Below are 26792 nucleotides of genomic sequence, written 5' to 3' on the forward strand. Positions count from 1 at the left end.
TACGCTCAGCATTTTTACCCAAGGAGATACCCCTCATGGCCAAAGCCACCGCCCGTCACATCCTCGTTGCCACCGAAGACAAGTGCAACGAACTGAAAGCGCAAATCGAAGGCGGCGCCGACTTCGCCGAAGTTGCCAAAGCCAACTCGTCCTGCCCGTCCAGCCGTCAAGGCGGCGACCTCGGTTCGTTCGGCCCGGGCCAAATGGTCAAGGAATTCGACACCGTCGTATTCAGCGCCCCGGTCAACACCGTGCAAGCCCCAGTGAAAACCCAGTTCGGTTATCACCTGCTGGAAGTAACCAGCCGTCAGGACTGATCCAGTCCGCGCTAATGTTTAAAACAACGGCCCACCCTTTGGTGGGCCGTTGTGCATCTGTGACAGTGTGATGACTGGCGAGGCGTACGCGCATAGCGTACAAATCCCTTTACCTCTTCACCCGGCGCCCAAGGCTGATAATGCGAGTCGCTTTTTCTACCCTGTTTTGCTCCACCCTGGCCCTGTTGCTGGCCAGCACCGCCGTGATCGCCGCGCCGCAATCGGCATTGACCGTGTACGGCGAGCCGGCCAAATACCAACCCGGCTTCACCCATTTCGACTACGCCAACCCCAATGCCCCCAAGGGCGGCAGCCTGCGGCGTTCGGCGATCGAAATCGGGCGCTACGACCATGTACTGCCTTATGGCGACAAAGGCATCGGGGTCAGCCAGGTCGACGGCTGGCTGTATTCGCCCCTGGCCCTGCGTTCGCTGGACGAGCCCTACACGGTCTACGGCCTGGTGGCGGAAAAGATGGAGCGGTCAGACGACGGTCTGTCCCTGCGTTTCTACCTGAACCCCAAGGCGCGTTTCGCCGATGGCCAACCGATCACCGCCGAAGACGTGCGTTACTCCTTTGACCTGCTGATGACCCAGGGCAGCCTGCGCTACCGCACGCTGTTCGCCGACGTCAAACACGTCGAAGTCGAAGGCCCGCGCCAGGTGCGCTTCGATTTCGCAAGCAATGAAAACCGCACCCTGCCCCTGGATGTCGCGACCCTGCCGGTGTTCCCCGAACATTGGTGGAAGACCCGCAACTTCGCCGACGGCGGCGGCTACGAGATTCCCCTCGGCAGCGGCCCCTACACCATCAGCAAGGTGGATGCCGGCAACACCATCACGTTCAAGCGTGACCCGAACTGGTGGGGCAAGGACCTGCCCATCAGCCGCGGCCTGTACAACTTCGATCATCTGAGCCTGGAATACTTCGGCGACACCGAAGTGGCGCGCCAGGTCCTGCGGGGCGGTGCCTACGACTTCAACCGCGAATTCTCCGCCACCGGCTACTCCATCGGCTACAACGGCCCGGCCCTCGATGATGGCCGCCTGCAACGCGCGCACCTGGCCAAGGAGGCACCGCAGCCGGCCCAGGGCTACGTATTCAACGTGCAAAAACCGATGTTCAAGGACCGCCGCGTGCGCCAGGCCCTGGCCATGCTGTGGGACTTCGAGTGGGCCAACCGGCAGATGATGCGCAACATGTACATCCGCCAGCAGAGCTTCTTCTCCAACAGCCCGCTGGCGGCGACCCAACTGCCGGACGCCCAGGAACTGGCGATCCTGGAACCTTTGCGCGGGCAGATTCCCGACGAAGTCTTCACCCAGGTGTTCAAGGCCCCCACCACCGACGGTACCGGGATGATCCGCGACAAGCAGCTGCAAGCCCTGGCCCTGCTGGAACAGGCCGGCTGGAAGCCCGACGGTGACAAGCTGGTGAATGCCGAGGGCGAGCCGCTGGAGTTCACCTTCCTCAACGCCCAGAACGGCCTTGAGCGCCTGTTGTTGCCGTACAAGCGCAACCTGGCGCAGATCGGCATCACCCTCAACATCCGCCGCATTGACTCCTCGCAATACGTCAACCGCCTGATGGCCCGGGACTACGACATGATCGTCACCGGCTTCCCGGTTACCACCTCGCCGGGGATGGAGCTGTACAACTACTTCGGTTCGGCCGCCGCGTTTGATACCGGCGCCAACAACTACATGGTGCTGAAAGACCCGGCCGTCGACAGCCTGATCAACGGCCTGGTCAAGGCCGATACCCAGTCGCTGATGCTCAGTTACGCCCACGCCCTGGACCGCGTGCTGCAATGGAATTACCTGTGGATCCCCAACTACTACCCGCCGGGCACCTCCGCCGCGTGGTGGAACCGCTTCGGCCGCCCGGCCGTGGAAGCCAAGACCGATGAGGCCCTGGAAACCTGGTGGGAAATCAGCCCCACGCCGCTGACCAATGAACAGATGAAAGCCGAACTGACCAAACGCCCGGGAGCCCGCTGATGTTTGCCTATATCGTGCGGCGCCTGCTGCTGATCATTCCCACCCTGGTGATTATCCTGCTGGTGAATTTCGTTATCGTGCAGGCCGCGCCCGGCGGGCCGGTGGAACAGGCCATCGCCCACCTGCAAGGCATCGGCGGCGGTGGCGTCGGCGGCTCGTCTGCCGAAAGCCTCAGCAGCGGCTCACGGGCCAGCCGTGGCCTGGACCCGAAACTGATCAAGGACATCGAAAAACAATACGGCTTCGACAAGCCCGCGCCGGAACGCCTGTGGCTGATGCTCAAGAGCTACGCCCAGCTGGACTTCGGCAACAGTTTCTTCCGTGGCAAAAGCGTGACCGACCTGATCCTCGAAAAGATGCCGGTGACCATTTCCCTCGGCCTGTGGGCCACCTTGATCACCTACCTGGTGTCGATCCCGCTGGGGATTCGCAAGGCGGTGCGCCATGGCAGCAGTTTCGATGTGTGGAGCAGCACCGCGATCGTGATTGGCTATGCGATGCCGGCGTTCCTGTTTGCGATGTTCCTGATCGTGGTATTCGCCGGCGGCACCTCGCTGAACTGGTTTCCGGTGCGCGGGCTGGTCTCGGAAAACTTTGACCAGTTGAGCACCGTCGGCAAGATCGCCGATTACTTCTGGCACCTGGTACTGCCGGTCAGCGCCCTGGTGATCGGCGGCTTCGCCACCTTGACCATCCTCACCAAAAACTCGTTCCTCAATGAAATCACCCGCCAGTACGTGGTCACCGCCCGGGCCAAAGGCTTGAGTGAACGCCGGGTGCTTTACGGGCATGTGTTCCGCAACGCCATGCTGTTGGTGATCTCGGGGATTCCCCAGGCATTTATCGCGGTGTTCTTTGCCGGTTCGCTGCTGATCGAGGTGATCTTCTCCCTCGACGGCCTCGGTCGCATGAGCTACGAAGCTGCAGTTTCACGGGATTATCCGGTGGTGTTCGGTTCGTTGTTTATCTTCACGCTGTTTGGCCTCTTGATAAAACTCATCGGTGACCTCTGCTACGCCCTGGTGGACCCGCGTATCGACTTCGCCGCGAGGAACGCCTGATGCTCAAGCTCTCTCCCGTGGCCCGTCGGCGCTTTGAACGCTTCAAGAAAAACCGCCGCGGCTGGTGGTCGCTGTGGCTGTTTATCGGCCTGTTTATCCTGACCCTCGGCGGCGAGTTGATCGCCAATGACAAACCCCTGGTGCTCAGCTACCAGAATGAGCTGTATTTCCCGGTGTTCAAGCGCTACACCGAGCAGGAGTTCGGCGGGCAACTGCCGTTCCAGGCGGATTACCGCAGTGAATACGTGCAGAACCTGATCAAGAAGGACGGCGGCTGGATGCTGTTCCCGCCAATCCCGTTCAGCGACGACACCCCCAACTATGAGCTGACCCGCCCTGCCCCCAGCCCGCCCTCCAGCGTGAACTGGCTGGGCACCGATGACCAATCCCGCGACGTGCTGGCGCGGGTGATCTTCGGCGCCCGGGTGTCGATCCTGTTTGCCCTGGCTCTCACCGCCATCAGCGCCGCCATCGGCATCGCGGCCGGTGCGTTGCAGGGATATTACGGCGGCTGGGTCGACTTGCTCGGGCAACGAATATTGGAAGTATGGTCCGGGCTGCCGGTGCTGTATCTGTTGATCATCCTGTCAGGGTTTGTCGAACCGAATTTCTGGTGGCTGCTGGGGATCATGGCGCTGTTTTCCTGGCTGGCCCTGGTGGACGTGGTGCGCGCCGAGTTCCTGCGGGGGCGCAACCTGGAGTACGTCAAGGCCGCGCGGGCGTTGGGCCTGGGGGACGGCAAGATCATCCGCCGGCATATCCTGCCGAACGCGATGACCGCTACCCTGAGCTACCTGCCGTTCATTTTGACCGGGGCGATTTCTACCCTGAGCGCCCTGGATTTCCTCGGTTTCGGCATGCCCGCCGGCAGCGCGTCATTGGGTGAGCTGATCGCCCAGGGCAAGCAGAACCTGCAAGCACCATGGCTGGGGCTGACCGCGTTTTTCACCCTGGCGCTGATCCTGTCGTTGCTGGTGTTTATCGGCGAGGCGTTGCGTGACGCCTTCGACCCACGCTCATGAAGGCCGTTGAGATGACTGAAAACCTGATCGAGATTCGCGACCTGAGTGTCGCCTTCAACGGCCAGACGGTGGTGCGCAAGCTGTGCCTGGACGTGCGCCCCGGCGAGTGCCTGGCGCTGGTGGGCGAGTCGGGTTCGGGCAAATCGGTGACCGCCCATTCGATCCTGCAACTGCTGCCCGAAGCCGGCACAGAAACCACCGGCTCGGTGCGCTATCGCGGCCAGGAACTGCTCGGCGCCACGCCCGCCACCCTGCAAAAACTGCGGGGCAACCGGATTGCGATGATCTTCCAGGAGCCGATGACGTCCCTGAATCCGCTGCACAGCATCGAGAAGCAGATCGGCGAAACCCTGCTGTTGCACAAGGGTCTGGGCGGCAAACAGGCCCAGGCGCGGATCCTTGAATTGCTCGAACTGGTGGGCATCCAGAAGCCCCGGGAACGCCTCAAGGCCTACCCCCACCAACTCTCCGGCGGCCAGCGCCAGCGGGTGATGATCGCCATGGCCCTGGCCTGTGAACCGGAACTGCTGATTGCCGATGAGCCGACGACTGCACTGGATGTGACGGTGCAGCGCAAGATCCTGCTGCTGCTCAAGTCCCTGCAACAACGCCTGGGCATGTCGCTGCTGCTGATCAGCCACGACCTCAACCTGGTGCGCAGCATTGCCCAGCGGGTGTGCGTGATGAAGGCCGGGGAGATTGTCGAACAGGCGGATTGCGAAACCCTGTTCTGCGCCCCGCAGCACCCTTACAGCCGCCTGCTGCTGGATGCTGAACCGGCAGGCATCGTCTTGAACCACGAGGCGCGGGAGACGGTGTTGCAGGTGGATAACCTGAGTGTGCAGTTCCCGCTGGGCGGCGGGCTGTTCCGGCGCAAGCAGTACCTGCAAGCGGTGGACGGCATCAGCCTGGAGGTACAGCGCGGCAAGACACTGGGGATTGTCGGCGAGTCCGGCTCTGGCAAATCCACCCTGGGCCAGGCGATTCTGCGGCTGCTGGATTCCAGCGGCGCGATTCGCTTCCAGGGCGAGGCCCTCGACGGCCTGACGCAAAAGCAGATGCAACCGTGGCGCAAGCAGATGCAGGTGGTGTTCCAGGACCCGTTCGGCAGCCTCAGCCCGCGGATGTCGGTGGCGCAGATCATCAGCGAAGGCCTGGAAGTGCATGCCCCGTGCAGCCTCAAGGACCGCGAAGCCCAAGTGATCCGCGTGCTGGAAGACGTGGGCCTGGACCCTGCCAGCCGCCATCGCTACCCCCATGAATTCTCCGGCGGCCAGCGCCAGCGCATCGCCATCGCCCGTGCGCTGGTGCTCAAGCCGGCGCTGATCCTGCTGGACGAACCCACTTCTGCACTGGACCGTACCGTGCAGAAACAGGTGGTCGCCCTGTTGCTTGAGTTGCAGGAAAAGTACGGCCTGACGTACCTGTTTATCAGCCATGACCTGGCGGTGGTGCGGGCCCTGGCCCACGACATGATCGTGATCAAGGACGGCAAGGTGGTGGAACACGGGCCCAGCGATGAAGTGTTTGCCGCGCCTCAACACCCTTACACCCGGGAACTCCTCGCGGCGGCGCACCCATGAGCACCACTGGCAGCCTCAAGGATTACCAATACGTTCGCGGCCTGGCGATCCAGTCGCTGTTCGAGATCATCGAGCAGTCCAGCGAAGGCACGGTGATTGTCGACGGTGACGCGAACATCGTCTGGATGAACGAGCGCTACGCCAAGCGCTTCGGCCTGAAAAGCGCCGACGAAGCCATCGGGCAACCCTGCGAGCAGGTGATTTCCAACAGCCTGTTGCGCCAGGTGGTGCGTAACGACCAGCCGATATTGCTGGATATCCAGGACACGCCCAAAGGCCCGCTGGTGGTGATGCGCCTGCCGATCCATGACGACGCCGGCAAGGTGATCGGTGCGATCGGGTTTGCGCTGTTTGATGAGCTGCGCAACCTGTCGCCGCTGATCGAGCGCTACCTGAGCATGCAGCGGGAACTGGCTTCCACTCGGTCGCTGCTGAGGTCGCGGCAGAGTAAATACAACTTCGCGCACTTTATCGGCACCAGCGCGGCCAGCCTGGAAGTCAAACGTCGGGCGCGGCGCAGTGCGAGCGCGGAGTCGCCAGTGTTGCTGCTGGGGGAAACCGGGACCGGCAAGGAGCTGCTGGCCCAGGCGATTCATGGTGCATCGCCTCGCGCCCATAAAGCTTTCGTCAGCATCAACAGCGCAGCCATCCCGCATGATTTGCTGGAGGCGGAATTCTTCGGCACCGCGCCCGGCGCATTTACCGGTGCCGACCGCAAGGGCCGCCCCGGCAAGTTGCAGATCGCCCAGGGCGGCACGCTGTTTCTCGATGAGATCGGCGACATGCCGCTACCACTGCAAAGCAAATTGCTGCGGGTGTTGCAGGAGAAAGAGTTCGAGCCGGTGGGCTCCAACGAGATGATCCACAGTGATGTGCGGGTGATTGCGGCCACGTCCATGGACCTGGAAGCGGCAATCAAGCGCGGCGAGTTTCGGGCGGACCTGTATTACCGGCTGAATGTGCTGCCGATCCAGGTGCCGCCGTTGCGCGCGCGGCTGGATGATTTGCCGGCGTTGAGCGAGGCGATTCTGGAGGAGTTGCGCAGCCAGCATGAGCTGGACCGCGAGGCCTTGGCGTTATTGGCGCAGCATGCGTGGCCGGGGAATATCCGCGAGCTGCGCAATGTGCTGGAGCGGGCGGCACTGTTGAGTGATGACCTGGTGCTGGATGCCAGTGAAATTCGCGCAGCAATTGGTACATTCAGCCCGGTTGAGCAGAGTTCGGTAGAGACCGTTGAGGGCGAGAGTTTCAGCGCGGCCCGGGAGCGGTTTGATCGGCAGGTGATTGGGGCGGCGTTGAAGCACTGTGAGGGGAATGTGGTGGAGGCGGCGAAGCGGCTGGGGCTGGGCCGGTCGACCTTGTACAAGAAAATGGTTGCCTTGGGCATCGCCTAGTCTCAAAAAAGAGACACAATTCCAAATACAGAGAAAATCCAATGTGGGAGCGGGCTTGCTCGCGAATGCGGTGTGTCAGTGCCTGAATTACTGCCTGATACACCGCATTCGCGAGCAAGCCCGCTCCCACATTTGATCTCCAACAGTCTCAAATTCGGGACAAAACTTGAGAACGCCCTCACAGATCAAGAATTTATCTATATATTTCAATAAGTTAATAACTTGGCACACATCTCGCTAAAGACCCTCCCCACCGCCTCACCCCCACAAAAATAACAATCAGATGGAGACACACCATGAGTGTGATCATTGCCCTCGCCGCCCTGGCGCTGCTGATGCTGGCCGCCTACCGTGGCTACAGCGTCATCCTGTTCGCCCCCATCGCCGCCCTCGGCGCCGTGCTGCTCACCGACCCTTCCGCCGTCGCTCCCGCGTTCACCGGGGTGTTCATGGAGAAAATGGTCGGCTTCCTCAAGCTGTATTTCCCGGTATTCCTGCTCGGTGCGGTGTTCGGCAAGCTGATTGAAATCTCCGGCTTCTCGCGCTCCATCGTCGCCGCCGCGATCCAGTTGCTCGGCACCCGCCAGGCGATGCTGGTGATCGTGCTGGTGTGCGCCCTGCTGACCTACGGCGGCGTGTCGCTGTTCGTGGTGGTGTTCGCGGTGTACCCGTTTGCCGCCGAGATGTTCCGCCAGAGCAATATCCCCAAGCGCCTGCTGCCGGCGACCATCGCCCTCGGCGCGTTCTCGTTCACCATGGACGCCTTGCCCGGCACGCCGCAGATCCAGAACATCATCCCCAGCACCTTTTTCAACACCACCGCCTGGGCCGCGCCGTGGCTGGGGCTGATCGGCACGATCTTCGTGTTCTGCGCCGGCATGCTGTACCTGGCCCGCCAGCGCAACAAGGCCCAGCGCGCCGGTGAAGGCTATGGGACCGAGCTGCGCAACGAGCCGGAAACCGCCGAAGACATCAAGCTGCCCAACCCTTGGATCGCCCTGTCGCCGCTGCTGCTGGTGGGCCTCATGAACCTGCTGTTCACCCACTGGATTCCGCTGTGGTACGGCAAGACCCACACCCTCAGCCTGCCGGGCATGAGCGCGCCGGTGCAGACCGAAGTCGCCAAGCTCACGGCAATCTGGGCGGTGCAGGCGGCGTTGCTGGTGGGGATTATCGTGGTGCTGGTGTTCGGCTTCTCGGCGATTCGCAGCAAGCTCGCCGAGGGCAGCAAGAGTGCCGTCAGCGGCGCGCTGCTGGCGGCGATGAACACCGCTTCGGAATACGGTTTTGGTGCGGTGATCGCCTCGCTGCCGGGCTTCCTGGTGCTGGCGGACTGGCTCAAGGGCATTCCCAACCCACTGGTCAACGAAGCGATTACCGTGACCCTGCTGGCCGGCATCACCGGTTCCGCCTCGGGCGGCATGAGCATCGCGCTGGCGGCCATGTCGGAGAGCTTTATTTCAGCGGCCCATGCGGCCAATATCCCCCTTGAAGTACTGCACCGGGTCGCGGCCATGGCCAGCGGCGGCATGGACACCCTGCCCCACAACGGCGCCGTGATCACGCTGCTGGCGGTCACCGGGCTGACCCACCGCGAAGCCTATAAAGATATTTTCGGCATCACGATCATCAAGACCCTCGCGGTGTTCGTGGTGATTGGTACTTTCTACGCCACCGGCATTGTGTGAGGTTGATATGACGACATTGAACGGCAAGACCGCCCTGGTCACCGGTTCCACCAGCGGCATCGGCCTGGGCATCGCCCTGAGCCTGGCCAAGGCCGGCGCCAACCTGATCCTCAACGGCTTCGGCGATGCCAGCGCGGTGATCGCCCAGGTGCAGGCCTTCGGCGGCAAGGTCGGGCATCATCCGGCCGACGTCAGCGACCCGGCGCAGATCGCCGAGATGATCGCCTACGCCGAGCGCGAGTTTGGCGGCATCGACATTCTGGTGAACAACGCCGGGATCCAGCATGTGGCGCCGGTGGACGAATTCCCGGTGGAGCGCTGGGATTCGATCATTGCGATCAACCTGTCGTCGGTGTTCCACAGCACGCGTTTGAGCCTGCCGGGCATGAAAGCCAAGGGTTGGGGGCGGATCGTCAATATCGCCTCGGTGCATGGGCTGGTGGGTTCGGTGGGCAAGGCGGCTTACGTCGCTGCCAAGCACGGGGTGATCGGGCTGACCAAGGTGGTGGGCCTGGAGACCGCCCAGAGTAATGTCACCTGCAATGCCATCTGCCCGGGCTGGGTGCTGACGCCGCTGGTGCAGAAGCAGATTGATGACCGCATTGCCAGCGGGGTTGACCCGCAGCAGGCGCAGCAGGATTTGCTGGCGGAGAAGCAGCCGTCGCTGGAGTTCGTGACGCCGCCGCAATTGGGGGAGCTGGTGCTGTTCCTGTGCAGCGAAGCCGGCAGCCAGGTGCGCGGTGCGGCGTGGAATATCGACGGTGGCTGGCTGGCCCAGTAAACGACGATTCCCAAGACACCGCAGCTCAAATGTGGGAGCGGGCTTGCTCGCGAATGCGGTGTATCAGTTAACACATCTGGAACTGACCCACCGCATTCGCGAGCAAGCCCGCTCCCACATTTTGATCGGTGTCGTTAGATAGATCAGATAATAAAAAAGAGATTTCCTTATGTCCGAAATACTCTGGCAACCCTCCCCCGAACGCATCCACAACACCCGGATGGACCAGTTCCGGCGCTTCATCAATGATCGCCATGCCTTGCAGATCAGCGACTACCCGGCCCTGCACCAGTGGAGCATCGACCAGCGCCCGGACTTCTGGCAGTCGATTGTCGAGTTCTTCGACGTGCAGTTCCGCACGCCGCCCAGCGCGGTACTGATCGAAGACGCCGAGATGCCCAGCGCCCAGTGGTTTCCCGGCGCTACCCTGAACTTTGCCGAACACTTGCTGCGCCGCCGCGACGATCACCCCGCCGTGGTCGCGATCAGCGAAGACGGCCAGCGCGAGCAACTGACCTACGCCGAACTGGCCCGCCATGTCGGCGGCCTGCAACGCAGCCTGCGGGCGGCCGGCGTGGGCGTAGGGGACCGGGTGGTCGCGTGCCTGCCCAACACCTGGCAAACACTGGTAGGCATGCTCGCCACCACCAGCCTCGGCGCCATCTGGTCGTGCTCCTCGCCGGACTTCGGCACCCAGGGCGTGATCGACCGCTTCGGCCAGATCGAACCCAAGGTGCTGATCACCTGCGCCGGTTACCGCTACGCCGGCAAGGTCATCGACCAAAGCAGCAAGCTCAATGAAATCCTCGAACGGCTGCCGTCCCTGCAACAACTGATCATCGTGCCGTATGCCCGCCCGCAGGCGCGGCCCGAGGAGTATCAGACCCGGGCCCACGTCGCGCTCTGGGACGACTTCTACACCCCCGGCGGCGAGCCCGATTTCGTCGCCGTGCCCTTCGATCATCCGCTGTACATCCTCTATTCCAGCGGCACCACCGGCGTGCCCAAGTGCATCATCCACGGCACCGGCGGCGTATTGCTCACCCACTTCAAGGAACACGGCCTGCACGCCGACCTGTCGCGGGACGACTGCCTGTTCTACTACACCACCTGCGGCTGGATGATGTGGAACTGGCTGGTGTCGGTACTGGCCATCGGCGCCACGGCGGTGCTGTATGACGGCTCGCCGTTTCACCCCGGGCCGGAACGCCTGATGGACCTGATCGACCAGGAAAAAATCAGCGTGTTCGGCACCAGCCCCAAGTTCCTCGCCACCCTGGAGAAAGCCGGGCTGCAACCGCGGCTGAGCCATGACCTGGGCAGCCTCAAGGGCCTGATTTCTACCGGCTCGCCGCTGTCACCCCAGAGCTACGACTACGTGTACCGCGAGATCAAGCCCGAGCTGTGCCTGTCGTCGATGTCGGGTGGCACCGACATCGTGTCCTGCTTCGTGATCGGCAACCCGGTGCTGCCGGTGCGCCGTGGCGAGATGCAGTGCAAGAGCCTGGCAATGGCTATCGAAGTGTGGGACGACCAGGGCCACCCGCTGGTGGGCGAAAAAGGCGAACTGGTGTGCACCCGGCACTTCCCCGCAATGCCCATCGGCCTGTGGAATGACCCGCACCAGGAAAAACTGCGGGCTTCGTATTTCAGCCAGTTCCCCGGCGTGTGGGCCCAGGGCGACTACGCCGAACAGCGGCCCAATGGGAGCCTGCTGATCCATGGCCGCTCGGATGCGGTGCTCAACCCCGGAGGGGTGCGCATCGGCACCGCGGAGATCTACCGCCAGGTGGAAAAAGTGCCTCAGGTCCTGGAAAGCCTGGCCATCGGCCAACGCTGGCAGGATGACGTGCGGGTGGTGCTGTTTGTGCGCCTCAACGACGGCATTGAACTGGACGACGGCCTGGAGCAGCAGATCCGCCAGGTGATCCGCGCCAACACCACGCCGCGCCACGTGCCGGCGAAGATCCTCGCGGTGACGGATATCCCGCGCACCATCAGCGGCAAGATCGTCGAGCTGGCGGTGCGCAACGTGGTGCATGGCGAGGCGGTCAAGAACACCGACGCACTGGCCAACCCCGAGGCGCTGGAGCAATTTCGTGATCGCCGGGAGCTGGCAGAAAGATGAAACGTTTTAGCCTTTAAGCACTCATTTGAAGACAAACCCCTCAAGCATGCTATTTTTCGAGGGTGGAAAGCCGGCCCCGGGTCGCGGGATAATCGGCTTTTGTCATTCTTCAAGCGTTACGCGCAGGGCATTTACATGAACGTATCACCCACCGGCAGCGAGGCCGCAGCACTGATTGCGCGGCTGGACTGGGCACGAAGCCCCCTCGGTGACGCCATTGATTGGCCGCAAAGCCTCCGTACAGCCGTGGACATCGTGATCCATTCACCGATGCCGATGCTGTTGCTGTGGGGTGCCGAACTCACCCAGATCTACAATGACGGCTTCGCAATGCTGGCGGGCAACAAGCACCCGGCCGCCTTCGGCCAACCGGCTGACCTGATCTGGCCTGAGCTCAAGCCGTTTACCGACCCGATCTACAGCGCCGTCCTCATGGGCCAGGTGCGCACCTTCACCGAGCAGCGTTTCGTCCTGCAGCGCAACGACCGCGACACCGAGATCTGGCTCGACCTGACCTACAGCCCGATCCGCGACGAGCGTGGCGAGGTCGCCGGGATCCTGATTACCGCCATCGAAACCAACGAGCGCCGGCGCATCGCCCTGGAACTGCAGCAGCGCACCGAGAACAGCCTCAAGGCCCAGCGCAACACCGAGCAACGCCTGCAGCTGGCCCTGGCCGCCACCGATGCCGTGGGCACCTGGGACTGGGATATCGGTGAAGACCGCTTTATCGCCGACGCCCATTTCGCCCAACTGCACGGTGTTGACCCGTGCGACGCCGACCTGCTGCCCATCAGCGACTACCTGCAAGGCGTGCACCCCGAAGACCGTGGCATGGTGGCCCGCAGCATCAAGCACTGCATCACCCACGGCACCGAGTACGCCGAGGAATACCGCCTGCAGCGCGCCGACGGCGAAGTGCGCTGGGTGTTTGCTCGGGGCCGCTGCTACAAGGATCACCATGGCCGACCGGCGCGTTTTCTCGGCGCAGCCCTCGACCTGACCGAACGCAAGCACACCGAACAGGCCCTGCGCCAAAGCCAGACCGAGCTGCAACTGATCATCAACGCCATGCCGGTGTTGATCGGTTATGTCGACCACGAGCAGCGTTTTCGCCTGAACAACAGTGCCTACCTGGACTGGTACGGCATGACCCCGCAGGAGCTGTACGGCAAGACCATCCGCGAAGTCTTGGGCGACGAAATCTATGCCGGGCGCGTCGACAAGATCGAGGCGGCACTCAAGGGCAAGGCCTGCAGTTTCGTTACCGTCACCCCGCATCATGACGGGCGGCCACGCCACGCGCTGATGAAGTACCTGCCGCGCTTCAGCGCTGACGGTTCAGTCAACGGTTTCTATATTTTTGTAATCGACGAGACCGAGCGCAAACTTACCGAAGAAGCCCTGCGCCACCTCAACGAAAACCTCGAAGAGCGCGTCAGCCAGCGCACCCAGGCCCTGGCCGAAGCCAACCAGCGCCTGCAAAACGAGATGTTCGAGCGCGAGCGTGCCGAAGACGCCCTGCGCCATGCCCAGAAGATGGAAGCGGTCGGCCAGCTCACCGGCGGCATCGCCCATGACTTCAACAACATGCTCACCGGGATCATCGGCAGCCTGGACCTGATGCAACGCTATATCGCCGCCGGGCGCAGCGACGAGATCGGCCGTTTCACCGACGCCGCCGTATCCTCGGCTCATCGCGCCGCTGCGCTGACCCATCGCCTGCTGGCCTTCTCCCGCCGCCAATCCCTGGACCGCAAGCCGGTCGACCCGAATCAATTGGTGGCGTCCCTGGAAGACCTGTTCCGCCGCACCAAGGGCGCGCACATCGAACTCAAGGTGCAACTGGGCACCGACGTGTGGCCGGTGAACACCGACGCCAGCCAGCTGGAAAACGCCCTGCTCAACCTGGTGATCAACGCCCGCGATGCGATGCCCGACGGTGGGCAATTGTGCATCGAAACCGCCAACAGCTACCTCGACGGCACCGACATCACCACCCTGGAACCGGTCAAGGCCGGCGACTATGTGATGCTCGGCGTGAGCGACAACGGCGCCGGCATGACCGCGAAAATCCTCGCCAAGGCCTTCGACCCGTTCTTCACCACCAAGCCCATCGGCCAGGGTACCGGCCTTGGGCTGTCGATGATCTATGGGTTTGCGCAGCAATCCGGCGGCCACGTGACCATCCAAAGCGAACCGGGCCAGGGCACCTGCGTGCGCCTGTACCTGCCGCGCCTGCATGGCACGGCACTGGAGCGGACCACGCCCGCCACCCAGGGCGAAGCCCCGGTAGCGCTGGAAGGCGAAGCCGTGGTGGTGGTCGAGGACGACCCGGCAGTGCGGATGCTGGTGGTGAATGTACTGGATGAACTGGGCTACACCGCACACCAGGCGGCGGATGCACGGGCGGCGCTGCCGTTGCTGGAGTCCGACTTGCGCGTGGATTTGCTGGTGACTGATGTGGGCTTGCCGGGGATGAACGGCAGGCAACTGGCGGAAATCGCCCGGCAACACCGGCCGGACCTGAAGGTGCTGTTCATGACCGGTTACGCCGAGAAAGCCGCCGAGCGCCAGGGGTTCCTGGAGGAAGGCATGGACATGGTGGCCAAGCCGTTTTCGATTGACCTGCTGGCCAACAAAATCCGCAGCATGATCAGCTCAGAGGCCTGACTTCAGGCATAATCGCGCGCCGTTTCACATCAGGACCGATCAATGAAAGCCCAAGCCCGTCACATTCTGGTGAAAACCAGTGAGGAAGCCGAACAGCTCAAGCAGCGTATTGCCAAGGGCGAAGCGTTTGATGTGTTGGCCAAGAAGTACTCCACCTGCCCTTCCGCCAAGCGCGGCGGTGATTTGGGTGAAGTGCGGCCGGGGCAGATGGTGGGGGTGATTGATGCGGTGATCTTCAAGAAGCCCGTGAAGGTGGTTCATGGGCCGATCAAGAGCAAGTTCGGGTATCACCTGGTGCAAGTGTTTTACCGCGATTGATGGCTGATCGTTCCCACGCTCCGCGTGGGAATGCCTCACCTGACGCTCTGCGTCCGCTCTTGGGACGCAGAGCGTCCCTGGCTGCATTCCCACGCGGAGCGTGGGAACGATCAGCGTCAGTCTCGGGGAATGAGTGCACCTGGCACCTGAATCACCCGGCTCGCCAACCGATGCCCGGCCAGTGCTGCATCCTGCGGCGAGCCGCCCTTGAGCCGACTGGCCAGGTACGCCGCACTGAACGAATCCCCCGCCGCCGTAGTGTCGACCACCTTGTCCACCACCAACGCCGGCACCTCGAACCGCTCATCTTCCCAGCGAATCAAACACGCATCCGCCCCGCGCTTGAGTACCACCTCGGCAATCGTCGGGTACGCCGCAAACACCTGCTCGCTGTCTTCATAGCCGAACAACGCCCGTTCGTCATCCTCGGTCAGCAAGGCGATATCCACCTCGGCCAACACCGCGTGATACGCCGCGCGTGCGGCGTCCACGCTGGCCCACAGGCGTGGCCGGTAGTTGTTGTCGAATACCACCTTGCCGCCGCGCTTGCGGGTTTCGACCAGGGTTTCCAGCAGGCGCGCACGGCCCACTTCGCCCAGCACCGCCAGGGTGATGCCGCTGAAATACACCACGTCGTACGTCGGCAACGCTGCCAGGATCGGCTCGGCCGCCGGAGTGGTGAAGCAGTCGCGCACGGCCGCTTCATTGCGCCAGTAGAGGAATTTGCGTTCGCCGTTGGCATCGGTCTGGATGCAGTACAAACCCGGCAGGCGCCCGGGCAGGCGCTGGACCATGCCCAGGCCCAGGCCTTCTTCGGCCCAGTGCTTGCACATGGCATCGCTGAAGCTGTCATCGCCCAGGGCGGTGACGTAGTCGACGGTGCTCGGCTCACCCAGCTCGCGGCGCAGGTAGACGGCGGCGTTCAGGGTGTCGCCGCCGAAGCTTTGTTGCAGGCTGCCGTCGGCGCGGTGTTGCAGTTCGATCATGCATTCGCCGATCAGGGCGATGCGGGGTTTTGTGTTCATGTCTGGGGGCTCTATGTGTACTTGAGGGCCTCATCGCGGGCAAGCCCGGCTCCCACAGTTGACCGAGTTTCTTCAGTCGAAATGCAGTCGAATGTGGGAGCTGGCTTGCCTGCGATGGGCGCGACTCGGTCTAGAAGCAGGTATGCAGGCTTTCGATCACCTGCAACTGCTCATCCACCAGATTACCCACTTGCCACTTGTCGAAGGTCAGGCACGGGTGGGATGTGCCGAAGGAGATGATGTCGCCAATGCGCAACTCAACCCCCGGTGCGACGACCATGAACGCATGCTGGTCCATCACGGCGGTGACCTTGCACGCGGTCACGTCATCACCCTCGGCTGGCAGCACGCCAGCCTTGTAGCGCTTGAGCGGCACCGGCAGGCCGGCGTCGTAGGCGACGTCGCGCTTGCCCAGGGCGATCACCGCGAAGCCCGGCTCCGGCAGCGATTGCACGTGGGCCCAGACTTCCAGCGCCGGGCGCAGGCCTTCGTTGAGGTCGCTGCGACGGTCGAGTACGCAGCACTGCGCGTCTTTGTAGATGCCGTGGTCGTGAGCCACGTAGCTGCCCGGGCGCAATACGCTGAGGAAGCGGCCGGCGGCGTTCTGGGCTTCGAAGGATTCGGCAATCAGGTCGTACCAGGCCGAACCCGAGGCGGTAATGATGGGCTTGGCCAGGTCGAAGGCGCCGCTGTTTTGCAGGTCGACGGCCAGGCGTACCAGGGAGGCGGCGAATTCGCGGATGCCACTGATGGCGTGCTCGCCATGGATGACCCCTTCGTAGCCTTCGATGCCGGTGAGGGCCAGCGCTGGCTGGGCCTTGATCGCCTTGGCCAGGTCGAGCACCTGTTGTTCGGTGCGGCAACCGCAACGCCCGCCGACCACGCCGTATTCAATCATCACGTTCAAGCGCAGGCCACGGGCGGCGAAGAACAGGCCCAGGTCGGCGACGTTGTCCGGGTGGTCGACCATGCAGTGGAAGTCGAATTCGGGGTCGGCCAGCAGGTCGGCGATCAGCGCCATGTTCGGCGCGCCCACCAGTTGGTTGGCCATCAACACCCGGCGAACCCCACCGGCGTACGCAGCGCGGGTCTGCACGGCGTTGGCCAGGGTGATGCCCCATGCGCCCTGCTCGATCTGCCGCTGGAACAGCGCGGGCATCATGCTGGTCTTGCCGTGAGGCGCCAATTGCGCACCGCTGTTGCTGACGAAATCCTGCATCCAGCGGATGTTGTGTTCCAGGGGCGTCGCGGTGCAACACCAGGGCCGGCAGGCTGACGTCACGGACCAGATGTGCACCGACGGCGGCGGCGCCTTTTTCAACGGCATTGAAGGCAGACATAAGGGTTTCCTATTCGTTGATGCGACGGGCCAGGTTGTTCGCACTGTCGATCAGCACCCGGCGGTAGTCGTTGTAGTTTTTGATCGCATCGGCCCGTGGGGCGACGATGCACAGGGTCGCAATGCTGATGCCTTGGGCGTCCCGGACCGGGGCGGCAAAGCAGTGGGTAAAGGTGTCGGCGACACTGTCGAAGGAGAAGAATCCGTCGAGGGTGGCCTGACGGATTTGCCCGAGGAAGGTTTCCAGAGGCAGGCGCTGACCGTCCGGGAGGATGAAGTCGTCGTAGTCGATCAGGTCGATGATTTGCTGGTCGCTCAGGTGGCCCAGCAGCAGGCGGCCGGAGGCGGTCCAGGGGATCGGCGCGTTCTCGCCGATGTCTGAGGAAATGCGGAAATGCCGCTCGCCTTCGCGCATCAGGGCCACGGTGTATTTGCGGCCATTGAGCAGGCACATCTGGGCGGTTTCGTGGGTTTGGCTGACGATTTCCTGCAGGGCGTGGTCGGCTTCGCGGGTCAGGTCGAAATGGCGCAGGTGGGCCTGGCCTAGGAAGTACAGCTGACGGCCGAGGTAGACGTGACCGTCCTTGCCGACGGTTTCGAGGATGCGCCGTTCCAGCAGCGAGGCCACCAGTTCGTAGACCGTGGATTTGGGGCTGCCGATGCCGCTGGCGATGTCATTCGGGCGCAGGGGCTGGCCGATTTCCTTGAGGAAATCGAGGATATCGAACGCCCGGTCGAGGCCTTTGGCGCGGCGTTTGATGGTGTCTTCGGTCATGGCAGTCGTCGGTCCCGTTTGAAGATGTAGCTATCAACACAGACCCCCTGTGGGAGCGGGCTTGCTCGCGAAAGCGGTGGATCAGTTGTAGATGTATTCACTGACACACCGCTTTCGCGAGCAAGCCCGCTCCCACATTGGGTCTCCTGTGGTCTCAAGAGACGGGCATTTAGCCTTTTTTCTTGTAGGCCACGCAATCGATCTCAACCTTGCAATCGACCATCATGTTCGCCTGCACACACGCCCGCGCCGGAGCATGTTCCGGGTTGAAGTATTCGCCGAAGACTTTGTTGAAGCTCCAGAAATCCCGCGGGTCTTCCAGCCATACACCGACGCGCACCACGTCTTCAAGGGCGTAGCCGGCTTCTTCGAGAATCGCCACCACGTTGCGCATGGTCTGGTGGGTCTGCTCGACGATCCCGCCCGTGATAATTTCACCGTCCACCGCCGGCACCTGGCCCGACACGTACAACCAGCCATCCGCTTCCACCGCACGGGCGAAAGGACGAGGCTGGCCACCGCCAGCGGTGGCACCGGTGCCGTAACGAGTAATGCTCATAATGGATCTCCTGAAACGAGTGAATTAAAAACGAATGTTCTTGAGAAATTCCGCCAGTCGCGGCGATTGCGGGCGTTCGAAGATGTCTTTCGGCGGCCCTTGTTCTTCAATGCGGCCCTGGTTCATGAAGACGATCTTGTCCGAGACTTCATAGGCAAAGCGCATTTCGTGGGTGACCAGCAACATGGTCATGCCCTCTTCCGCCAAACCCTTGATCACGCTGAGCACTTCGCCCACCAGTTCCGGGTCCAGGGCCGAGGTGACTTCGTCGAACAGCATCAGGCTCGGGTTCATCGCAATCGCCCGGGCAATCGCCACGCGCTGTTGCTGGCCGCCCGACAGTTGGCCCGGGAAGTGATTGCGGCGCTCCAGCAGGCCGACACGGTCCAGCCATTTTTCCGCCAGTGCAACTGCTTCGTCCTTGCCCATCTTCTTGACCTTGAGCAGGCCCAGGGTGACGTTCTGCAAGGCGGTCAGGTGCGGGAACAGGTTGAACTGCTGGAACGCCATGCCGGTCATCGCGCGGTGCTGGGAGATCACCCGCTCCGGGTGGCGCACGCGCTTGCCGCCGACCTCGCTGTAGCCGATGGATTCACCGTCGAGGGTGATCTGGCCGCCCTGGAATTCTTCCAGCAGGTTGACGCACCGCAGCAGCGTGGTCTTGCCCGAGCCGCTGGAGCCGATCAACGTCACGACGTTGCCGCGCTGCATGCTCAGGTCGACGCCCTTGAGCACTTCCACCGGGCCGTACTGTTTACGCAGGCCGCGAATGTTCAGCAGTGGCTGGCTTTCTTTTGAGAGTTGGTTCATGGCAACGCCACCCGCTTTTCAATGTAACGCCCCAACAATTCGATGGCGTAGTTGATGACAAAAAACATAAAGCCTGCAAACAGGTAGAACTCCAGGGTCATGAACGTCCGGGCGATGACCTGTTGGGTGCTGAGGAGCAGCTCGGCCACGCCGATCACCGACAGCAAGGTGGAAGCCTTGACGATTTCGGTGGACGAGTTGACCCAGGTCGGCAGGATCTGCCGCAGCGCCTGGGGTAACAGCACGTAGCCCAGGGATTGATAGAAGGTCAGGCCGATGGCCTTGCCCGCTTCCAGTTGCCCCTTGGGAATGGCCTGCAATGCACCGCGCACGATTTCCGAAACGTGAGAGCCGCAGAACAGCGTCAGGCCCACGGCACCGGCCTGGAACGCAGTGATCTGCCAGCCAAGCGCCGGCAGCATGTAGAAGCACGCCAATACCAGCACAAATACCGGCGTACCGCGGATCAGGTCGACGTACAGGCGAAACGGTGCGCGCATCCAGAATTTGCCGTAGGTCAGTACCAAGCCGGCGACGATGCCGATCAGGGTGCCGAAGATAATGGCCAGGGCCGAGCAGTAGACGCTGGTCTGGAACCCCGCCCAGAGGGTTTCCCGGGCGATCCACAACTCATGCAGCCAGCTGGGGGATTCGTACATGGGCGCTCCTTAGCGGCGAATTGCCAAACGCTGTTCCAGGTAACGGAGCAGCATGGCAATGAGGTAACAGGCAGCCACGTAGAGCGCGGTCGTGACCATCCAGGTTTCAATCACCCGGTAGCTTTCGACGTTGATCTTGCGGGCGTAATAGGTCAGCTCCGGCACCGCGATCGCGGCGGCCAGGGAGGTGTCCTTGAACAGCGAAATGAAATTGTTCGACAGCGCCGGCAGCACGTTGCGCAGCATCACCGGCACGGTGATGTACGCGCGGATACGCCATTCGCCCAGGCCAATGGCCAGGCCCGCTTCACGCAACCCCTTGGGAATGTTCAGCAGGCCTGCGCGGAAGACTTCGGTGAGGTAGGCACCGGCGTACAACGACAGGGTGATGATGAACGAAGGGATCTTGTCCAGCCGGATACCCAGGCTGGGCAAGGCGAAGTAGATCAACAGGATCAGCACCAGGATCGGGGTGTTGCGGATCACCGTCACATACACCGAGGCCACGATGCGCAGCGCACGGTGTTTGGACAGCATCGCAAACGCCATCAACAGGCCGATCACGCAACCGATGGCGATGGACAGCAGTGCCAGTTCAAGGCCGAGGCCGAGCCCCGCCAGCAAGCTGGGGAAATCGCGCCACACAGCCGCAAAGTTCAACTGATAGTTCATGGTCGGCAGTACCTGATTGGGGCGCCGTCAGCGACGCCCCAGGGTTTACGAATTACTTGAACTCAACCGGGAAACCGATCGCAGGCTCCGGCAGGTCCACACCGAACCATTGCTTGAACGAGGCCTTGTACATCGGGAATTCCACACCGGTCATGGCTTCATGCAGGGCGGTGTTGACGAAGTTCAGCCAGTCCTGGTCGCCACGCTTGACGGCGCACGCATAGGTTTGCGGGCTCCAGGCGTAGCTCGGGCTGCGGTAGCGGCCCGGGTTTTGCACCATCAGGTACTTGACCGAGGACTGGTCGGTGGCGGCGGTGTCGGCACGCCCGGAGTTCACGGCCTGGTACATCAGGTCGACGCTGTCGTACTGGTCGACCTTGGCTTTGGGCAATGCCTGGTGCACCAGCTCTTCGGCGTAGACGTTTTGCAGCACGGCCACGGTGACGCTGTCGCCAGCGGCTTGCAGGTCTTCGATCTCTTTGTATTTGCTGTTGGCCGGCAGCAGCAGGCCCACGCCTTCGCGGTAGTACGGCAGGGTGAAAGCCACTTGCTGCGCGCGGCTGGCGGTAACGGTGATGAACTGGCAGCTCATGTCGACCTTGTCGGTCAACAGGTTGGGAATGCGGGCATCGGAAGACTGCACCACGTATTCGACTTTGCTCGGGTCATTGAACAGACCCTTGGCCACGATGTGGCCGATGTCGATGTCAAAACCCTGCAACTTGCCATCCGCTCCCTGGAAGTGCCACGGCGCATTGGTACTGCCTGTACCCACGATCAGGTGCCCACGCTTGAGCACTGTATCGAGCTTGCTGTCCGCCGCCTGCACTACGCTGGCGAGGGAAGCCGATGCGGCGAAGAGAAAAACACACGCTTTGAACACGGAAGGTCGGTGATGCATGACAAGCACTCCAGGGATTGTGTATTCCGCTATACCGGAACTTAGTATGTAACAACGGAATAGACAGCAGAAAGTGTGCCACACGCGATAACAGAAAAATATTGAGGGATTAATTTCTTTTTAAATCAATGGGATAGATTTTTATCAGTGATGAGGCACCGGGCCGGCTGCTGCAATCAGATTGCTACCGTTGGCTACACACCGGGGTGGCAGGCCACATTTGGGTGCGGGTGCGGGTCGTTACCGTGCACGAAAGCGGTGCGGTGGCCGAATGGAAGAATTCCGTGGCTGGGCTAGTCTTGGCAGATGATCGAGCCCCCCAAGGAACGCGTTCAGATGAAGATCAGTCTTGTCCTTACGTTGTTGTCGCTGGCATTTGCCACCCAGGTGTTCGCCAAGGATGACCGGCGCGAATGCAAGGCCGAGCTGGTCAGGCTGAAGGCGGCGTTCAGTACGAACTACACCACGCAGAATCATCATGGGTATCGTCGGGCCAAGGATGCCAAGGATCAGGGTGACTATAAGCAGTGCGTGGGGTTGGCGAAGAAGGCTCGGGAGCGGGCGGAGCGTTGAATCCTTTGGGGCTGCTGCGCAGCCCAGCGGGAGCAAGCTCCCTCGCCACAATGGACCAGTTGGAGGTGGGTACCTGTTAGTTTTGACAGTAGACGGTTTTGATCGCCGGGATTAGCGTGGGCCAGGCCTTTCGCTCAAGGAGATCATCATGGGAATTGCAACGGCGGTGATTGCCGATGCCGAGCAGTATCAGCAGTTGCTCAAGACGCATAGAACGGTGTTCATGCTGTTTGTTTCGCAGCACTGCCCGGCCTGCGGGGAAGCCGGGCCACTGTTTGAACGGATTGCCGGGAAATACGCCAGCTCCGTGAAAAGCCTGGTACTCGACACTGCCCAAACCCCGAGGCACCCGGAGGTAACCGGCACGCCCACACTGCTGGTTTTCCAGAATGGCAAGATGATCAATAAGCTGAAAGGGTTCGACGAAAAAAAGCTGAGGGAGACGTTCGCCAGGACCAGAATCAGTCCTCCAACATCAACCGCGCCGTCCCCGAAACCCGAATCGAGGCACCCTTCTCATCGGTGATCTGCGCCTGCAAGCGCGAGCGGCTGCCCATGTCCTCGCCTTGAATGATGTCGATGCGCCCGGTGTGCGGCCAGCCCAGGTCCCGCAGGTAGCCGGCAAAGGCGGCGGTCGCGGCACCCGTGGCCGGGTCTTCGTACACGCCGCCCACGGCAAACGGGTTGCGGGTGTGGAACAGCGTCGGGCTTTCGGCAAACACCAGCACCACGGTACCCAAACCGGCGTCGGTCATGTAGCGGCGACCGGCCTCCAGTTCATAGTGCATCTGGCTGAGTTTGGCGCGGCTGTCGAGCGCCAGCACCAGGTGGGAGATGCCGGCATGGATGATCGCTGGCGGAATGCTCGGGTCCAGGTCATTGCGGGTGTAACCGAACAGGGTCAGGCCCGCGTCCACCAGGGCATCGTTGGCCGGTGCGCTGCGGGTTGGCGGGGATTGCAGCGCGGCCTCGATCAGGTCGCCTTCGCTGCGGCCGCTGACGGAAATATCGCCGTTGTTCAACGCCAGGTGGAATTCGCCATCGCCCAGCGCCAGGCTCAAGGCCGCACCGAGGGCGATGGTGGCATGCCCGCAAAACGCAACTTCGGACTCCGGCGCGAAGTACCGCACGCGCCAGCCGTCATCCTGCGGGCAGGCAAATACGGTTTCCGAAAACCCGACTTCGTGGGCGATACGCTGCATTTCTACAGCTTCCGGCAGGCTGTCACCGATCCAAACACCTGCAGGGTTACCGCCCTGGTTGCCGTCACAGAATGCAGAAATCTTAAGCACGTCCAAAGTCATTCGGGTAACCCTTCCTTAACGGTTCAGTGAGCGGCGATGCTATCCAAAGGCCAGCCCAGCGTCGAATGAAATTCACCCGTTAAAGAGGGGCCAGCAACACCTGCGTGACCCGCCGCTCCTCCACCGCCGCCACGGTCAGGCGCCAGCCTTCATGTTCCAGGCTGTCACCGACCACCGGCAGTCGATCCAGCAGGCTCATCACCAGCCCGGCCAGGGTCTGGTAATCCTCCGTCGCCACAGCCTTGAAGCCGGTGCGCTGGCGGATCAGGTTGAGGTTCAAGGCGCCATTGACGCGAAAACCACCCTCCTCCTCGACGATATCCGGGCCTTCGACCTCACTCGCATCCGGCAACTCACCGGCGATGGACTCGAGGATGTCGGTCATGCTCAACACCCCGATAAAGTCGCCAAATTCGTTGATCACGAAGGCAATGTGAGTCGACTCCTCACGCATCTGCTCCAGGGCATTGAGAATCGAAAAACTCTCCAGCAAGTTGACCGCCCGGCGCGCCAGGTGCTCCAGGTTCGGCTCGTTACCGGCCAGGTATTCCTTGAGCAACTCCTTCTTGTGCACAAAGCCCAATGGCTCGTCGACATTACCGTCGCGGATCAAGGGCAGACGCGAGTAAGACGAATGCATCAGTTTCAGGCGGATAGTGTCGGGATCGTCCGACAAATCTATAGAGTCCACCTTCGCCCGAGGCGTCATCAGCGTACGGATCGGGCGTTCAGCCAGTTGCAGCACGCCACTGATCATCACCCGCTCGCGCCGGTCGAACAGCGGCCCGCCGTTGGCATCGGGGTTGTCCAGCAGGTCGGCGACCTCTTCACCCACCTCCTCCACTGCCAGATTACGCCCGCCGAGCAAACGCATCACCGCGTGGGCCGTGCGCTCACGCCTCGGCAGCGTGCCCTGGGCCGACTTCTTGCGGCGCGACCGGGCGATCTGGTTGAACAGCTCGATCAGGATCGAGAAGCCGATGGCCGCGTACAGATAGCCTTTGGGAATGTGGAAGCCCAGGCCTTCGGCCGTCAGGGCAAAACCGATCATCATCAGGAAGCCCAGGCACAGCATGATCACCGTCGGGTGGGCGTTGACGAAACGGGTCAGCGGCTTGCTGGCAACGATCATCAGGCCGATGGAAATGATCACCGCGATCATCATCACCGCCAGCTCATCCACCATGCCCACGGCAGTAATCACCGCATCGAGGGAGAACACCGCATCCAGCACCACAATCTGCGCAACGATCGGCCAGAACATCGCATAGGCCACGTTGCCAGTGCGCTGAGCCACATGCCCCTCAAGGCGCTCATGCAATTCCATGGTGGCCTTGAACAACAGGAACACACCACCAAACAGCATGATCAAGTCACGGCCCGAGAAACTCTTGTCGAACACCTCGAACAGCGGTTGGGTCAGGGTCACCAACCAGGAAATACTTGCCAACAGGCCCAGACGCATCAGCAACGCCAGGGACAAACCGATCAGACGCGCACGGTCACGCTGCTCCGGCGGCAGCTTGTCCGCCAGGATCGCGATAAACACCAGGTTGTCGATGCCCAGCACCAGCTCCAGCACAATCAAAGTCAACAGGCCGAGCCAGGCCGTTGGATCCGCTAACCATTCCATTTTTCAGTATCTCTTCAAGTTTTTCAGAATGCCGGGCACGGCAACGCACGGTCGAGGGACCGGGTAAGGGTAGGCAATCGGAAGACGGGATGCTTGGCCCGGAGGCAGGCGATCAGCGGGAACGGCGACAGTGCATGTCTTGGGGAAAGACGACTGGGAGGCTCCGAGAGGGTGTTCATGTAGGTCCTGTTGTGGGAAAAGGACTTGAATCGTACAGGCGAAACAAGAATTTCCTACAATGCAAAACTATTACAAGATCTGTAGGATCGAACATTCTGATATTAGGGAGAATGTCGTGAGCCAACAATTTTTCACTATGGTTGGGACAGCCCATAACAAATTTTGAGCATTTGATCGTTCCCACGCTCTGCGTGGGAATGCATACCGTGACGCTCCGCGTCACCCTCTCGCCGGACTTCAGCCAGGCTCGTAGCATCAAGCTTTATCGTCGGGCAGATTCACACGATCTTGCTGCTCTTCACTGATCAGGTATTCAAGAAACGCGGTGTACGTCGGCCATGAATCCGGCGCAGTCAACAAGGCCTCCCTACCCAGGCGGCACACATCCACGTCATCACACCAAATCACCCGACCGCCTCCGCCCGAGCAATCCATCACGATCAAACTGGCCGGCGGTTGGGCTAATACCAAAAACTGCCGCGCAAGCCCGGCACGCTCTCGAAGACGTCTGGTTTCGTCCAGGACATTCGGCGCAGGCGCCCACCCTATTGCGTGCAAGGGCAAAACGTAGATTCCAGAGCCATCGAAGAACTCGGCAGCCTCACGAAAATCATCCGCAAGCTCCAGGCCAAGGTGGCTCTGCACCTCATCAAGAAACCCAGGCTCAACGGCGCGCGCGCCATTCAAAAGCAAACATTGCTGCCGGATCATTGCCAACGTGGACATCAACACCCGCCCTCGCGTCTAGAGATTTGCCCGCGTGCCAAGAAAGCGCAGATAGCGCCCATCCTCGTTGTCAAAGATCTCGGCCCCTGCGCCCATGTATGCCCGCATCAATTCATCGGCGGCCTGATCATCGTGGCCCTGATCCAGCAAAACCTGCCCCAGGCGCAGATGTAAAAACGGATTTCCGAGACCGCCCGGACAGGTCATCGCATAGTCCAAGGCATCCCGGGCTGAGCCGTTGAATCCGGATAAAAAGCATGCATCAGCGATGGCAGCCAATACCCAGGTGGAGGCTTCCCAATCATTTTTCGGCTCGGGGATCAAGATCCAGGCCTTGTTGTATTGCTCGATGGCCTCTTCATAACGGCCGTCATCGGCCAATTGATCACCTGCACTGCATAACGACTGGATCTCTTCGTGCAGCGACGCTGCAAGCTCAGTGGTCATGAGGACTCCTCCAGAGATCCATCTGCATCCCAGAACGACCACAGCCCAACTTCCTGGCCACGCTCATAAACGCCCTGCGCCGCCACCTGTCCATTGTCGTGGTAGTCCCGCCAGTCGCCGTGTTCGGCGCCATCCACGTAATTCCCCTCGGAAGCCAGGTTGCCGTTTGGGTGGTAGGCGCGAAAAAGCCCATGTCGAATCCATTGCGTGCCGTCCTCGGACAG

24 protein-coding genes and 2 pseudogenes are annotated in these 26792 nt (G+C 61.8%); 13 read left to right on the plus strand and 13 right to left on the minus strand.

Going from position 1 to position 26792, the window contains the following annotated elements; translation table 11 throughout:
- Nucleotides 1–35: 35 nt before the first annotated feature.
- From QF039_RS15750 to QF039_RS15800, 11 genes and pseudogenes are all read left to right on the plus strand, one after another.
- Nucleotides 36–317: a peptidylprolyl isomerase gene (locus QF039_RS15750; protein ID WP_307519349.1), complete on the plus strand. Its 282-nt coding sequence runs from the start codon at nt 36–38 to the stop codon at nt 315–317.
- Nucleotides 318–457: 140 nt separating this feature from the next.
- Complete coding sequence (locus QF039_RS15755; RefSeq protein WP_003208022.1) at nt 458–2317, plus strand: extracellular solute-binding protein; 1860 nt, start codon at nt 458–460, stop codon at nt 2315–2317.
- Nucleotides 2317–3378 carry a microcin C ABC transporter permease YejB gene (locus QF039_RS15760; protein ID WP_307519351.1) on the plus strand — a complete coding sequence of 354 codons (1062 nt, stop codon included), beginning with the start codon at nt 2317–2319 and terminating at the stop codon, nt 3376–3378. The genes QF039_RS15755 and QF039_RS15760 overlap by 1 nt, the downstream gene beginning before the upstream one ends.
- Nucleotides 3378–4400, plus strand: coding sequence for an ABC transporter permease (locus tag QF039_RS15765; RefSeq protein ID WP_003208019.1), 1023 nt, complete (start codon nt 3378–3380; stop codon nt 4398–4400). Before QF039_RS15760 ends, QF039_RS15765 begins: the two co-directional genes overlap by 1 nt.
- An 11-nt stretch (nt 4401–4411) precedes the next feature.
- Nucleotides 4412–5983: an ABC transporter ATP-binding protein gene (locus QF039_RS15770; RefSeq protein ID WP_307519355.1), complete on the plus strand. Its 1572-nt coding sequence runs from the start codon at nt 4412–4414 to the stop codon at nt 5981–5983.
- Nucleotides 5980–7377, plus strand: a complete 1398-nt coding sequence (locus tag QF039_RS15775) for a sigma-54-dependent Fis family transcriptional regulator (RefSeq protein ID WP_307519357.1) — start codon at nt 5980–5982, stop codon at nt 7375–7377. The genes QF039_RS15770 and QF039_RS15775 overlap by 4 nt, the downstream gene beginning before the upstream one ends.
- A gap of 296 nt (nt 7378–7673) precedes the next feature.
- The gene (locus QF039_RS15780) at nt 7674–9065 is read left to right on the plus strand and encodes a GntP family permease (protein WP_102606532.1); all 1392 of its coding nucleotides are present in this window, start codon (nt 7674–7676) and stop codon (nt 9063–9065) included.
- Between the two features lie 7 nt (nt 9066–9072).
- On the plus strand, nt 9073–9846 hold the full coding sequence (locus QF039_RS15785) for a 3-hydroxybutyrate dehydrogenase (RefSeq protein ID WP_008436986.1): 774 nt from the start codon (nt 9073–9075) through the stop codon (nt 9844–9846).
- Nucleotides 9847–10015: 169 nt separating this feature from the next.
- Complete coding sequence (locus QF039_RS15790; RefSeq protein ID WP_307519360.1) at nt 10016–11974, plus strand: acetoacetate--CoA ligase; 1959 nt, start codon at nt 10016–10018, stop codon at nt 11972–11974.
- A 135-nt stretch (nt 11975–12109) separates the two neighbouring features.
- Nucleotides 12110–14647, plus strand: coding sequence for a PAS domain-containing protein (locus QF039_RS15795; protein WP_307519362.1), 2538 nt, complete (start codon nt 12110–12112; stop codon nt 14645–14647).
- Between the two features lie 27 nt (nt 14648–14674).
- Nucleotides 14675–14965: pseudogene (locus QF039_RS15800) on the plus strand (peptidylprolyl isomerase); the annotation flags it as partial.
- A 116-nt stretch (nt 14966–15081) separates the two neighbouring features.
- Here QF039_RS15800 and QF039_RS15805 read toward each other — a convergent pair.
- From QF039_RS15805 to QF039_RS15840, 8 genes and pseudogenes are all read right to left on the minus strand, one after another.
- Nucleotides 15082–15990 carry a sugar kinase gene (locus QF039_RS15805; protein ID WP_307519365.1) on the minus strand — a complete coding sequence of 303 codons (909 nt, stop codon included), beginning with the start codon at nt 15988–15990 and terminating at the stop codon, nt 15082–15084.
- Between the two features lie 130 nt (nt 15991–16120).
- A pseudogene (locus QF039_RS15810) lies at nt 16121–17330 on the minus strand (amino acid deaminase).
- A gap of 9 nt (nt 17331–17339) precedes the next feature.
- Nucleotides 17340–18104, minus strand: a complete 765-nt coding sequence (locus QF039_RS15815) for an IclR family transcriptional regulator (RefSeq protein ID WP_003208002.1) — start codon at nt 18102–18104, stop codon at nt 17340–17342.
- A 169-nt stretch (nt 18105–18273) separates the two neighbouring features.
- Nucleotides 18274–18663: a RidA family protein gene (locus QF039_RS15820; protein ID WP_003208000.1), complete on the minus strand. Its 390-nt coding sequence runs from the start codon at nt 18661–18663 to the stop codon at nt 18274–18276.
- Nucleotides 18664–18687: 24 nt separating this feature from the next.
- A complete protein-coding gene (locus tag QF039_RS15825; RefSeq protein WP_003207998.1) occupies nt 18688–19473 on the minus strand; it encodes an amino acid ABC transporter ATP-binding protein in 786 nt (261 codons plus the stop codon).
- The gene (locus QF039_RS15830; protein WP_003207996.1) at nt 19470–20132 is read right to left on the minus strand and encodes an amino acid ABC transporter permease; all 663 of its coding nucleotides are present in this window, start codon (nt 20130–20132) and stop codon (nt 19470–19472) included. The genes QF039_RS15825 and QF039_RS15830 overlap by 4 nt, the downstream gene beginning before the upstream one ends.
- A 9-nt stretch (nt 20133–20141) precedes the next feature.
- Nucleotides 20142–20804, minus strand: coding sequence for an amino acid ABC transporter permease (locus tag QF039_RS15835; RefSeq protein WP_003207993.1), 663 nt, complete (start codon nt 20802–20804; stop codon nt 20142–20144).
- Between the two features lie 52 nt (nt 20805–20856).
- Nucleotides 20857–21705, minus strand: a complete 849-nt coding sequence (locus tag QF039_RS15840; RefSeq protein WP_003207992.1) for a transporter substrate-binding domain-containing protein — start codon at nt 21703–21705, stop codon at nt 20857–20859.
- 336 nt (nt 21706–22041) lie between these two features.
- On the opposite strand from QF039_RS15840, the gene QF039_RS15845 reads away from it, so the two are divergent.
- Both QF039_RS15845 and QF039_RS15850 read left to right on the plus strand, forming a co-directional pair.
- Nucleotides 22042–22278 (plus strand): hypothetical protein, encoded by a 237-nt coding sequence (locus QF039_RS15845; protein ID WP_307519370.1) that lies wholly within the window; start codon nt 22042–22044, stop codon nt 22276–22278.
- A gap of 148 nt (nt 22279–22426) precedes the next feature.
- Entirely contained in the window at nt 22427–22804 is a 378-nt protein-coding gene (locus QF039_RS15850; RefSeq protein ID WP_307519372.1) for a co-chaperone YbbN, read from the plus strand.
- Here the strand turns inward: QF039_RS15850 and QF039_RS15855 are convergent.
- The 5 genes from QF039_RS15855 to QF039_RS15875 form a co-directional block, all read right to left on the minus strand.
- Nucleotides 22740–23582, minus strand: a complete 843-nt coding sequence (locus tag QF039_RS15855) for a PhzF family phenazine biosynthesis protein (RefSeq protein WP_307519374.1) — start codon at nt 23580–23582, stop codon at nt 22740–22742. The genes QF039_RS15850 and QF039_RS15855 overlap by 65 nt on opposite strands.
- Before the next feature lie 79 nt (nt 23583–23661).
- Nucleotides 23662–25215 carry a TerC family protein gene (locus QF039_RS15860; protein ID WP_307519376.1) on the minus strand — a complete coding sequence of 518 codons (1554 nt, stop codon included), beginning with the start codon at nt 25213–25215 and terminating at the stop codon, nt 23662–23664.
- Nucleotides 25216–25650: 435 nt separating this feature from the next.
- On the minus strand, nt 25651–26121 hold the full coding sequence (locus tag QF039_RS15865; RefSeq protein ID WP_008436949.1) for a hypothetical protein: 471 nt from the start codon (nt 26119–26121) through the stop codon (nt 25651–25653).
- A gap of 18 nt (nt 26122–26139) precedes the next feature.
- The gene (locus QF039_RS15870) at nt 26140–26568 is read right to left on the minus strand and encodes a hypothetical protein (RefSeq protein WP_003207983.1); all 429 of its coding nucleotides are present in this window, start codon (nt 26566–26568) and stop codon (nt 26140–26142) included.
- Nucleotides 26565–26768: a toxin-antitoxin system YwqK family antitoxin gene (locus QF039_RS15875; RefSeq protein ID WP_371132908.1), complete on the minus strand. Its 204-nt coding sequence runs from the start codon at nt 26766–26768 to the stop codon at nt 26565–26567. The genes QF039_RS15870 and QF039_RS15875 overlap by 4 nt, the downstream gene beginning before the upstream one ends.
- Between the last annotated feature and the right edge of the window lie 24 nt (nt 26769–26792).

Source organism: Pseudomonas sp. W2I6, from assembly GCF_030815935.1.
Lineage (GTDB): Bacteria > Pseudomonadota > Gammaproteobacteria > Pseudomonadales > Pseudomonadaceae > Aquipseudomonas.

What these genes read in the sequence shown, in the direction of transcription:
- QF039_RS15760 (WP_307519351.1), top strand. Translation starts at nt 2,317, where the DNA reads ATGTTTGCCTATATCGTGCGGCGCCTGCTGCTGATCATTCCCACCCTG.
- QF039_RS15835 (WP_003207993.1), bottom strand. Translation starts at nt 20,804, where the DNA reads ATGAACTATCAGTTGAACTTTGCGGCTGTGTGGCGCGATTTCCCCAGC.
- QF039_RS15750 (WP_307519349.1), top strand. Translation starts at nt 36, where the DNA reads ATGGCCAAAGCCACCGCCCGTCACATCCTCGTTGCCACCGAAGACAAG.
- QF039_RS15815 (WP_003208002.1), bottom strand. Translation starts at nt 18,104, where the DNA reads ATGACCGAAGACACCATCAAACGCCGCGCCAAAGGCCTCGACCGGGCG.
- QF039_RS15850 (WP_307519372.1), top strand. Translation starts at nt 22,427, where the DNA reads ATGGGAATTGCAACGGCGGTGATTGCCGATGCCGAGCAGTATCAGCAG.
- QF039_RS15825 (WP_003207998.1), bottom strand. Translation starts at nt 19,473, where the DNA reads ATGAACCAACTCTCAAAAGAAAGCCAGCCACTGCTGAACATTCGCGGC.
- QF039_RS15805 (WP_307519365.1), bottom strand. Translation starts at nt 15,990, where the DNA reads ATGAACACAAAACCCCGCATCGCCCTGATCGGCGAATGCATGATCGAA.
- QF039_RS15755 (WP_003208022.1), top strand. Translation starts at nt 458, where the DNA reads ATGCGAGTCGCTTTTTCTACCCTGTTTTGCTCCACCCTGGCCCTGTTG.
- QF039_RS15785 (WP_008436986.1), top strand. Translation starts at nt 9,073, where the DNA reads ATGACGACATTGAACGGCAAGACCGCCCTGGTCACCGGTTCCACCAGC.
- QF039_RS15840 (WP_003207992.1), bottom strand. Translation starts at nt 21,705, where the DNA reads ATGCATCACCGACCTTCCGTGTTCAAAGCGTGTGTTTTTCTCTTCGCC.
- QF039_RS15865 (WP_008436949.1), bottom strand. Translation starts at nt 26,121, where the DNA reads ATGTCCACGTTGGCAATGATCCGGCAGCAATGTTTGCTTTTGAATGGC.
- QF039_RS15870 (WP_003207983.1), bottom strand. Translation starts at nt 26,568, where the DNA reads ATGACCACTGAGCTTGCAGCGTCGCTGCACGAAGAGATCCAGTCGTTA.
- QF039_RS15765 (WP_003208019.1), top strand. Translation starts at nt 3,378, where the DNA reads ATGCTCAAGCTCTCTCCCGTGGCCCGTCGGCGCTTTGAACGCTTCAAG.
- QF039_RS15795 (WP_307519362.1), top strand. Translation starts at nt 12,110, where the DNA reads ATGAACGTATCACCCACCGGCAGCGAGGCCGCAGCACTGATTGCGCGG.
- QF039_RS15860 (WP_307519376.1), bottom strand. Translation starts at nt 25,215, where the DNA reads ATGGAATGGTTAGCGGATCCAACGGCCTGGCTCGGCCTGTTGACTTTG.
- QF039_RS15790 (WP_307519360.1), top strand. Translation starts at nt 10,016, where the DNA reads ATGTCCGAAATACTCTGGCAACCCTCCCCCGAACGCATCCACAACACC.
- QF039_RS15845 (WP_307519370.1), top strand. Translation starts at nt 22,042, where the DNA reads ATGAAGATCAGTCTTGTCCTTACGTTGTTGTCGCTGGCATTTGCCACC.
- QF039_RS15780 (WP_102606532.1), top strand. Translation starts at nt 7,674, where the DNA reads ATGAGTGTGATCATTGCCCTCGCCGCCCTGGCGCTGCTGATGCTGGCC.
- QF039_RS15775 (WP_307519357.1), top strand. Translation starts at nt 5,980, where the DNA reads ATGAGCACCACTGGCAGCCTCAAGGATTACCAATACGTTCGCGGCCTG.
- QF039_RS15830 (WP_003207996.1), bottom strand. Translation starts at nt 20,132, where the DNA reads ATGTACGAATCCCCCAGCTGGCTGCATGAGTTGTGGATCGCCCGGGAA.
- QF039_RS15770 (WP_307519355.1), top strand. Translation starts at nt 4,412, where the DNA reads ATGACTGAAAACCTGATCGAGATTCGCGACCTGAGTGTCGCCTTCAAC.
- QF039_RS15855 (WP_307519374.1), bottom strand. Translation starts at nt 23,582, where the DNA reads ATGACTTTGGACGTGCTTAAGATTTCTGCATTCTGTGACGGCAACCAG.
- QF039_RS15820 (WP_003208000.1), bottom strand. Translation starts at nt 18,663, where the DNA reads ATGAGCATTACTCGTTACGGCACCGGTGCCACCGCTGGCGGTGGCCAG.